Raw genomic sequence first — 8822 nt, forward strand, 5'->3', positions numbered from 1 at the left:
TTTCTCAGTTTACTTTTTATCATCTAATAAATTTTCAATAATATATTCCAAAGGGTCTTTTTCTATATCAATAATAATATCAGGCTCAACAGATTTCATTCCCTCTTCTTTATTATTAGCTAAATTATAAACCGAAGAAATATGATAGGTCAGCTTAGAATTAGGCAAAGCAAAATTAGCCAAAGCAAAACCATTGAAAGAGTATAAATTACCCGTTGGTTGTCCAATTATCTCACCCATATTGCAAAACTTAAACATTTCAGCGAATATTGATCCTGCCGAAAAGGTATTATGGTCTGTAATCAAATATACATTTCCAATGAATCTTTCTTTAAGCGGAAGTGGATTTATCATTTCATAATTTACTTCTACCATTTCATTTGGTTTTGCACCATAAAAAATACTAGAATATTCATTAACTAAATAAATTGGTTTAAACCATCGGATGCTTTTAGGCACAAACTTTCTGTCAAATGCTTCTTTAAACTCAGGGGTTATTTTCCAATATGCTTTTGATAATTTTCTAAATGGTTTTGTGGCAAAATACTTTGCTAAATGTTCACCGTAGCTGTCAGCACCTCCACTATGCCCCCTGAAATCAATTATTAAATGAGAGGAGTTATTGTTCTTTAATGATTGAAAGGATTGTGTGTAAAAGCCTTTAATTTCTTTTTCATCACTATTAAAGTCTGAAATTTTCATATAGCCAACTTGGTTTTCCAATATGTTGAAAGTGTATGATTGAGTTTCATTTTTCATTAATATTTCTCGACTTTTCCATTTTATGCCGTTTACAAGCATTGAATCTACACTTGGACTTTCAATTGTTTTAAAATGAATGTTAAAATCTTTCTCCCAATTGTAGGTTTTCCATAAATAGACCCCCAAATCATCGGATATTTCCAAAAGTTTTAGTGATTGGGTTTCTCTTGTAGCGTGGTTGAGTAAGTCTCTAATTAATTCATCGGAAGCTTTCCCATTAATTTTTATTATTTCTGTATTTTTCGGCAAAACCTGCTCTTGATTTTCAATACCTGAAACAAGTATTTTATTGTCAACTATTCTTGCCGAAAGGGGAAAGAATTGCTTTCCCTTTTTTACATAATCTGTAAGAATATAACTATCAATCGAATTTGAATGCGCATCATTATAACTAATGATTATTTGGTCGATAATACGCCAAAAGTTTATAATGGTCAAACTATCTAGAAGCTGTAGTTTTATAGAGTCGACCTTTGATTGGTGATGGTTTTTTGGGAAAAATCTATATGGATTAGGGTGAATCTTCTCAAAGGTGCTTGTTAAGCTATCAATATCAATAAACATTTCTTCCTTTGATATATAACTATTTATATCAACAAACCTTATTGATTCATCTTCTGGTGGGTCAGACAATGAAGCTAAATAACCAATCGTGACTATCAGTATCGCAATTAAAATCCATATAATTTTCTTTTTCATTGTAAATTCTATATTTCTAATCTTCTAATTGCTATTCTGTTAAACTGACACACAACTTTTTATATGCACATAAAAATAGGATTTATTCCTTTATATTGAAGGATAAGATACCTTTCGCGTCTCCGATATCCGTGATATAGGTTGGATTTATTAGAAAACTATTTATTGTCCCATCCCTTTTGTGTTTTGCAATTTGACCCCGATGACTATCGAGGTGGAATTTCCCCCGGTTTCTGGATTCTTTCCTCTCCCCCTTCGTTAAATTATCGGTGGATCGGAAATGGTCCCGATAGCTATCGGGAGGGGTGGCTTTACAAAGAAAGCCATTTCCCTCGCTGCCGCGAGGTATTACCTTTTTTCCTTGTTCACAAGCTCAAACAAGTTTGGCTTGCTCCCAAAGAAAAAAGCCAGCAACTTTCGTTGATGGCTTTCTTTGTAGCGGGGACTGGACTCGAACCAGCGACCTTCGGGTTATGAGCCCGACGAGCTACCTGCTGCTCTACCCCGCGATGTGGACGGCAAAGATACAACGGTTTTTTAGCATTATCAAGATTTCAACGGATAATTATTTGGGCCGTAGGAAGCTCAAAAAACTAAAAATCCCTACCTTCGAGGCTTCAGGTTTTCTATGGAAGCACTTAATGATTTTCTTTCAGGATTGATTCCCTATACGGAATGGCCCATGTTTATTTTATTGATAGGCGGGGGCCTGTTTCTGGTGTTTTACTCACGGTTCTTACCCTACCGCTTTTTTGGCCATGCCATTGCTATTACTGCCGGGAAGTACGATGATAAGAACGCCAAGGGGGATGTTAGTTCCTTTCAGGCGCTTTCTGCGGCCGTAGCGGCAACAGTTGGTTTAGGGAATATTTCCGGGGTGGCCATTGCTATTCACGATGGGGGCCCGGGAGTGGTTTTCTGGATCTGGGTGACCGCCCTTATCGGGATGTGTATTAAATTTTACAGTTGTAGCCTGGCCATTATGTTCCGGGGTACAGATTCTGACGGGAAACTTCAGGGGGGGCCTATGTTCTATATCACCAAAGGGATGGGTCCAAAAGCCCGCCCTTTGGCTGTTTTCTTTTGTATCTGCGGATTGTTTGGTTTTTTGGGGGTCTTTACCGCCAACCAGTTTACCGAGACCTTCATGAGTGTGGTGAACCCCGCCGAAACTATCTATGAGACCAGTGAATTTAATTGGAAATTAATCATTGGCCTTGTGTTGGCCGTCATTACTTCCTTTGTCATATTTGGTGGATTGACAAAAATAGCGAAAGTGGCCTCCACCATTGTACCCTTTATGGTGCTGGTCTATCTCCTTGCAGTCATTGCAGTCATGATCATGAATTCGGAAAAGGTTTTGCCAGCCTTAAAAATGATCCTCACAGAAGCCTGGAATTTTAAAACCCTCGTAACCGGTGGTTTCTGGGGGCTGGTCATCATAGGGATCCGCAGAGCCATGTTTTCTAATGAAGCTGGTTTGGGTAGTGCCCCCATGTATCACGGACAGTCTAAGAACGATGAACCCATCAAAGAAGGTTTGGTCGCCATGTTGGGCCCCTTTATAGACACTATTATGGTCTGTACCTTTACGGCCATAGTGATTATCCTGAGTGGGGCCTATCTGGAAGATGGCAGTGGTATTGTGATGACGCTTACCGCGTTTAGGCGTACCTTGTTTGGATATGGGGATGAATTGTTAATGATCATCGTAAGTGCTTTTGCACTTTCAACACTCTTCACCTATTCCTACTACGGGGTTAAAAGTCTTTCTTTTTTATCCAATGTACGCATAGGGAAGTGGTATAATGTGTACTTTGTGGTTATGATCGTCTTTGCCGCCGTGGCGTCGCTCGATTTGGTAAAAAACCTCATCGATCTATCGTACGCCCTAATGGTGATCCCAAATATGATCGCTGTACTATACCTGGCGCCAAAAGTTAATGTGGCTGCCAAAAAATACCTTGCACAATTAGCCCATGGAAAAACATAAAGCCGGTTTTGTTAATATTATAGGAAACCCAAACGTTGGGAAGTCTACCCTTATGAACGCTTTTGTAGGGGAGAAGCTTTCTATCATCACCTCCAAGGCACAAACTACCCGCCATCGTATCCTGGGAATTGTAAATGGGGAAGATTTTCAAATGATTTTGTCTGACACCCCCGGTATTATTAAGCCTGCCTATGAATTGCAAAATGCCATGATGGATTTCGTGAAGTCGGCCTTTGAAGATGCAGATATCCTTCTCTACATGGTGGAGATAGGAGAACAGGCTTTAAAAGATGAGCGCTTTTTTGAAAAGATCAAGAACAGCAAGATCCCGGTATTGTTGCTCCTGAACAAGATAGATACGGCAGATCAGGAACTTCTTGAAGAACAGGTGCAATATTGGCAGGAACAACTGCCTACTGCGGAGATCCATCCTATCTCTGCCCTTCAGAACTTCAATATCAAAGAGGTATTTGAACGTATCGTCTCACTCCTGCCGGAGGCTCCGCCATATTACCCTAAGGATCAGCTTACAGACAGACCGGAACGCTTTTTTGTAAATGAGACCATCCGGGAAAAGATCCTAAAGCATTACAAAAAAGAGATACCCTATGCCGTTGAGATCGAAACCGAAGCTTTTCATGAAGATGAAAAGATCATCCGGATAGGAGCCGTCATTATGGTAGAACGCAATTCCCAAAAAGGAATATTGATAGGGCATAAAGGAAGTGCGCTAAAAAGAGTGGGTATTGAAGCGAGGAAAGATCTTGAACAATTCTTCGACAAACAGGTGCACATAGAACTCTACGTAAAGGTAAATAAGAACTGGCGAAGCAATAGCAATCAGCTACGGCGCTTTGGCTACCAATCCTGACCCTTAGACTTTAGACAGCACGTCTTCCATAAAGGAGTAAAGGGTTTCCATCTGTGGTTTCCCCTTCCTTTTCCCTGCCCGCCCAAAGGCGTATAGGACAAACCATAGCAGGGTCAGCAGCCCCATAATACCCAGCAACCAACCGTAAGGTTTGCCCAGAGAAGCGCTGCTATAGGCCCAGATCCCAAAAATGACAAAAAAAGTTCCTACCCCGAAATGGAGAAACATAAAGAATGTCCAGAGCGTGGGGTTGGGCCCAAATACTCCATATATCGTACTCCCGCCATCTTCTTTTTCAATGATCTCTAAATGAAGCTGTGGCGACCAGAAATGTGATTCTTGTTGATTGTATTTGATAAAGACGTGATCGTCCAGACGTTTTGAAAGAAATGGGGGTCTTTTGGTTTGCTCAAAAGCACTGAGCAAGTCCTCCTTATGGGCACCCTCAACTAACTGAAAGCGAGGCCTGAGTGCTATTTCGTTGGGTAAGGGTTGCATTGACCTATTTTAGTATCTAAAAGATACAATTTATTTGTGTAATTCATTCTATTTTGAAGAGTTAGACACCCATCAAGTAGGGGCCGTAATCGATTGTAAGTTGGGGGATTAGTACTACCTTTGTGCCCAAGTTTTAAACTATGAGTGCAATTGTTGCTATTGTGGGAAGGCCCAACGTGGGGAAGTCGACATTTTTTAACCGACTTATTCAACGCCGCGAGGCCATTGTAGATGCTGTGAGTGGCGTTACGCGAGACCGTCACTATGGGAAGAGCGACTGGAACGGGAAGGAATTTACAGTTATAGATACCGGTGGCTATGTATTGGGGAGCGATGATGTCTTTGAAAAAGAAATAGACAAACAGGTAGAATTGGCCATTGGGGAGGCAGATGCCATCATCTTTATGGTAGACGTGGAAACCGGGGTAACCGGGATGGACGAGGATGTATCTAAATTATTACGCCGGGTAAACAAACCGGTATTTTTGGTTGTGAACAAGGTAGATAACCCCCAGCGGGCACAGGATGCCGTTGAATTCTATTCCTTGGGACTTGGGGAATACTTTCCGATCTCTAGCATGAATGGCAGTGGAAGTGGAGAGTTGCTGGATGAACTGGTAAAAGCCTTACCGGAAAGACCAGAAACCGAAAGCGACCTTCCGAGGTTTGCCGTGGTAGGCAGGCCAAATGCCGGGAAGTCGTCCTTTATCAATGCCCTGATCGGAGAAGAACGCTACATAGTTACCGATATCGCCGGGACAACCAGAGATAGCATAGATACCAAGTACAACCGTTTTGGCTTTGAATTCAATTTAGTAGATACTGCCGGGATAAGGCGCAAAGCGAAAGTGCGGGAAGATCTGGAGTTTTATTCTGTAATGCGTTCGGTTAGGGCCATAGAGCACTGTGATGTTTGTTTGTTGGTCTTAGACGCTACCAGGGGTTTCGACGGGCAGGTAGAGAATATCTTTTGGTTGGCACAACGCAACAATAAGGGCATAGTGATCCTGGTCAATAAATGGGATCTTTTGGAAAAAGACACCCATGCCGTCAAAGAATACACTACTAAAATAAAGCAAGCTACAGAACCCTTTACCGATATACCCATCTTGTTTATTTCGGCCCTTACCAAACAACGGATCTATAAAGCCATAGAAACGGCGGTGGAAGTGTACCAGAATCGAAGTAAACGTATCCCAACGCGCAAATTAAATGACGTTATGCTTCCAATTATAGAGCATACGCCACCTCCTGCGTATAAGAGTAAATACGTGAAGATCAAATTCATCACCCAACTCCCAACCCCCTATCCGCAATTTGCTTTTTTCTGCAACCTGCCTCAGTATGTACGAGAGCCCTATAAACGCTTTTTGGAAAACAAGCTGCGCGAACATTTTGACTTTACAGGGGTGCCCATCACCATCTTTATGAGGAAGAAGTAGTTTATTGGTATAATTTTTGCTGTTTTTTTTAAAAAAATTGACTTGCTTGCATGAATAGCTCCAGACTAACCTTGGCCTGTATTGTATTTTTCATTTTCGATGTTTTTGCGCAGGAGCCACTCCAATTTCCTGTAGTAGGTAAAACCGAAAACGAGGATTCCCAGCTACGCGAAAACATTCACCTTCATTTAAATAAGACTACTTTTATTCAAGGGGAGCGGCTTTGGTTTACGGCTTATGTTCGCGACCAAAAAAGCAAACAACCCTCCGCACTTACTGCAAATCTTCATGTTGCCATCTTTACTACAAAGGGCCAAAAACTCAAACACCAAAAAATATTTGTGGAAAACGGGGTAAGCTCTGGAGATATTGCTATAGATTCCACCTTTGTTGAAGGAGAATACGTTGTCTTGAGCTGGACGAATTACATGCGCAATTTTAAGTTTCTTAGACCGTTTCGGCAAACTATACAGATCGTTCAAAATGTTAACGAAAAGCTGACACCCTCTTTTGATAAAATACAGTTGGAAGTATTTCCTGAGGGAGGAAATCTTATTTCGGGCTGTTATAACAGAGTGGGGATAAGGCTAACGGATACATTTGGAAACGGAATTTCGAGCAAAAATCTTGAAATTGTCAATGAGGATGGTCTGCGCATTAAGAATAATATTGCTACCAATCATATAGGTTACGGCAGCTTTGGGATTTCCCCACAACCCAATGAAAGGTACTGGCTACAGTTTAGGCACCTCAATGGGGCGATAGCGAAAGCAGAACTCCCTCCTGCGGAATACCTGGCTGCCAGCTTGTCTGTGGAAGATGCAGGCACTTCAGAAGTAATTCTTAAAATGGTAGCCTCAAATGAATTCCTGAAAAAAAATATGGGGCAGGACTATCTTTTTGCCATCTATCAAAATGATGAGATATTTTGGGAAACAATGAACCTGACCAATGAAGTCCCTGTTTTGGCTATTAATAAAAATTTATTGCCTTTTGGGGTCAATACTGCTGTCTTGTTTAGCCCGGAAATGATTCCCCTTGCCAGACGCATGTTCTTTAATCATAGGGAAGGAAAAAAGAGACAGATCACTATGGTGTTAGAGCAATGTATTACAAGCTCCGGTGATTCATTGCAAATAGATTTGAGAGTTCCCAAAGAAAAAGGAGCCTCAGTGCTCACAAGTATTTCTGTGCTACCAATAGATACCAAGGCCTATGATCCTGATCATACCATCTTCTCTTCCCTTATGTTAAGACCTTTTATAGCGAGTGACCGGCAATTTGATGCATACTTTTTAGAATCACAAAACAGGCAGCGAAGATTTGAATTGGATATTAGGCTTTTAATTGAAGGCTGGGGCCGTTACAAATGGGGTGAAAAAGAAAGGGAAGCAGCGGCATTTACCTTTGCTTCTGAAAATGGAATTGTAGTAAATGGCAAACTTATTGATGCCGATCTAAGTAAAGAGAAGCAAGTGTTCCTTATTCCTGATGAACCTAGTGATATGGCCTATGCTGTCTTAGAGTCAGATAAATCCTTTTCAGCCGAAATGAGATTGTTCGTGGGGGATTCTCTGAATATTAGTCTGTTAGGGAAAAATGGGAGCCTCCGTAAGCCTAAATTTGAACTTGAAACAGGGCCTGTAGTTCAGAAAAGGTTTGAGGATTTGGTTGCCCATGTGCATGATACCAGTGCTGTTAAAAGATCACCTCCACCATTATTAGACATGGACGAAATGTCCTTGGGAATGGACAAGCGCACCATCTTTTTGGAGGAAGTTACTGTGATGGAGAAAAAAAAGAGGGTGAACAAATTTCTATTGAGTCCGAGTATTCAGGCCAATGTTATAGGAGATTTAGAAATAAAGAGATATAAGACCGTTCGGAATTATTTAAGGCGCATTGGATTGCTGGTAGAAATTAAAAAAGGATTGATGGTGGTAAGTTCTTTGAAGTTCCCAAATCCGAGGTTGTCGATTATTGTAAATGGAATGCCTGCCCAGCAAGGTGAAGTACTCAATATGCCTTTGTCTAGTGTTCAGACCATTGTTTATTCGGACAAACTGTATGGGGGTGGTAGAGGAATTGGTGGATTTGTGAGTATTGTGTTGAGGCAAGGAACCTACCTGTTGCCGGAATATCGAGATAAATTTGTAAAATTCCTGATTGAAAACGGCTATACGAGACCTCAGGAGTATTTTACTCCCAACTATCCGGATAATAGAAGTTTATTCTTTAGAAATTACGGGGCAATTGATTGGAAAGGCAATATCCGCGTTGGGTCAGAGTTCCCAACCTCCATTACAATTCCCTTGCCTTATCAAAATCAATTAAATCTTTATATTGAGGGAATGGGGGACGATGGCACCCTGGTTTCCCAAAAAGAAGAAATAGGGATCAATCCAAAGTAATGGTAAAGAACGTACCATCGTTTAGTGATTGCAGCTCACCATCAATGGCAATAGAACGGACTTCCGGAATACCGCCACAACAGCTTTCCGCTTCAGAAAGGTCCATGTTAATCTCAAGAGGAATGGAAAAATCTGTCCCAAGGAGT

The 8822-nt window shown here is 41.1% G+C and carries 6 protein-coding genes and 1 tRNA gene; 4 read left to right on the forward strand and 3 right to left on the reverse strand.

Features of this window, described 5'->3' with window-relative positions; genetic code table 11:
- Window positions 1–9 precede the first annotated feature (9 nt).
- A complete protein-coding gene (locus WBM49_RS06930) occupies window positions 10–1461 on the reverse strand; it encodes a S41 family peptidase (RefSeq protein ID WP_424371331.1) in 1452 nt (483 codons plus the stop codon).
- A gap of 436 nt (window positions 1462–1897) precedes the next feature.
- Window positions 1898–1970 (reverse strand) — tRNA-Met (locus WBM49_RS06935).
- A 119-nt stretch (window positions 1971–2089) separates the two neighbouring features.
- Between WBM49_RS06935 and WBM49_RS06940 the strand changes: the two genes are divergently transcribed.
- Both WBM49_RS06940 and era read left to right on the forward strand, forming a co-directional pair.
- Complete coding sequence (locus WBM49_RS06940; RefSeq protein ID WP_424371332.1) at window positions 2090–3454, forward strand: alanine/glycine:cation symporter family protein; 1365 nt, start codon at window positions 2090–2092, stop codon at window positions 3452–3454.
- Complete coding sequence (gene era, locus WBM49_RS06945) at window positions 3441–4325, forward strand: GTPase Era (protein WP_424371333.1); 885 nt, start codon at window positions 3441–3443, stop codon at window positions 4323–4325. The genes WBM49_RS06940 and era overlap by 14 nt, the downstream gene beginning before the upstream one ends.
- A 3-nt stretch (window positions 4326–4328) precedes the next feature.
- Here era and WBM49_RS06950 read toward each other — a convergent pair whose 3' ends face one another.
- Window positions 4329–4823, reverse strand: coding sequence for a GTP-binding protein (locus WBM49_RS06950; RefSeq protein WP_424371334.1), 495 nt, complete (start codon window positions 4821–4823; stop codon window positions 4329–4331).
- A 140-nt stretch (window positions 4824–4963) separates the two neighbouring features.
- Between WBM49_RS06950 and der the strand changes: the two genes are divergently transcribed.
- Both der and WBM49_RS06960 read left to right on the forward strand, forming a co-directional pair.
- Complete coding sequence (gene der / locus WBM49_RS06955) at window positions 4964–6265, forward strand: ribosome biogenesis GTPase Der (protein WP_424371335.1); 1302 nt, start codon at window positions 4964–4966, stop codon at window positions 6263–6265.
- Between the two features lie 50 nt (window positions 6266–6315).
- Window positions 6316–8676: a hypothetical protein gene (locus WBM49_RS06960; RefSeq protein ID WP_424371336.1), complete on the forward strand. Its 2361-nt coding sequence runs from the start codon at window positions 6316–6318 to the stop codon at window positions 8674–8676.
- Window positions 8677–8822 lie beyond the last annotated feature (146 nt).

The organism is Muriicola sp., assembly GCF_049669965.1.
Classification (GTDB): domain Bacteria; phylum Bacteroidota; class Bacteroidia; order Flavobacteriales; family Flavobacteriaceae; genus Muriicola.

Excerpts from the sequence above, each read along its gene's own strand:
- WBM49_RS06950 (WP_424371334.1), bottom strand. The coding sequence starts at position 4,823 with ATGCAACCCTTACCCAACGAAATAGCACTCAGGCCTCGCTTTCAGTTA.
- WBM49_RS06930 (WP_424371331.1), bottom strand. The coding sequence starts at position 1,461 with ATGAAAAAGAAAATTATATGGATTTTAATTGCGATACTGATAGTCACG.
- era (WP_424371333.1), top strand. The coding sequence starts at position 3,441 with ATGGAAAAACATAAAGCCGGTTTTGTTAATATTATAGGAAACCCAAAC.
- der (WP_424371335.1), top strand. The coding sequence starts at position 4,964 with ATGAGTGCAATTGTTGCTATTGTGGGAAGGCCCAACGTGGGGAAGTCG.
- WBM49_RS06960 (WP_424371336.1), top strand. The coding sequence starts at position 6,316 with ATGAATAGCTCCAGACTAACCTTGGCCTGTATTGTATTTTTCATTTTC.
- WBM49_RS06940 (WP_424371332.1), top strand. The coding sequence starts at position 2,090 with ATGGAAGCACTTAATGATTTTCTTTCAGGATTGATTCCCTATACGGAA.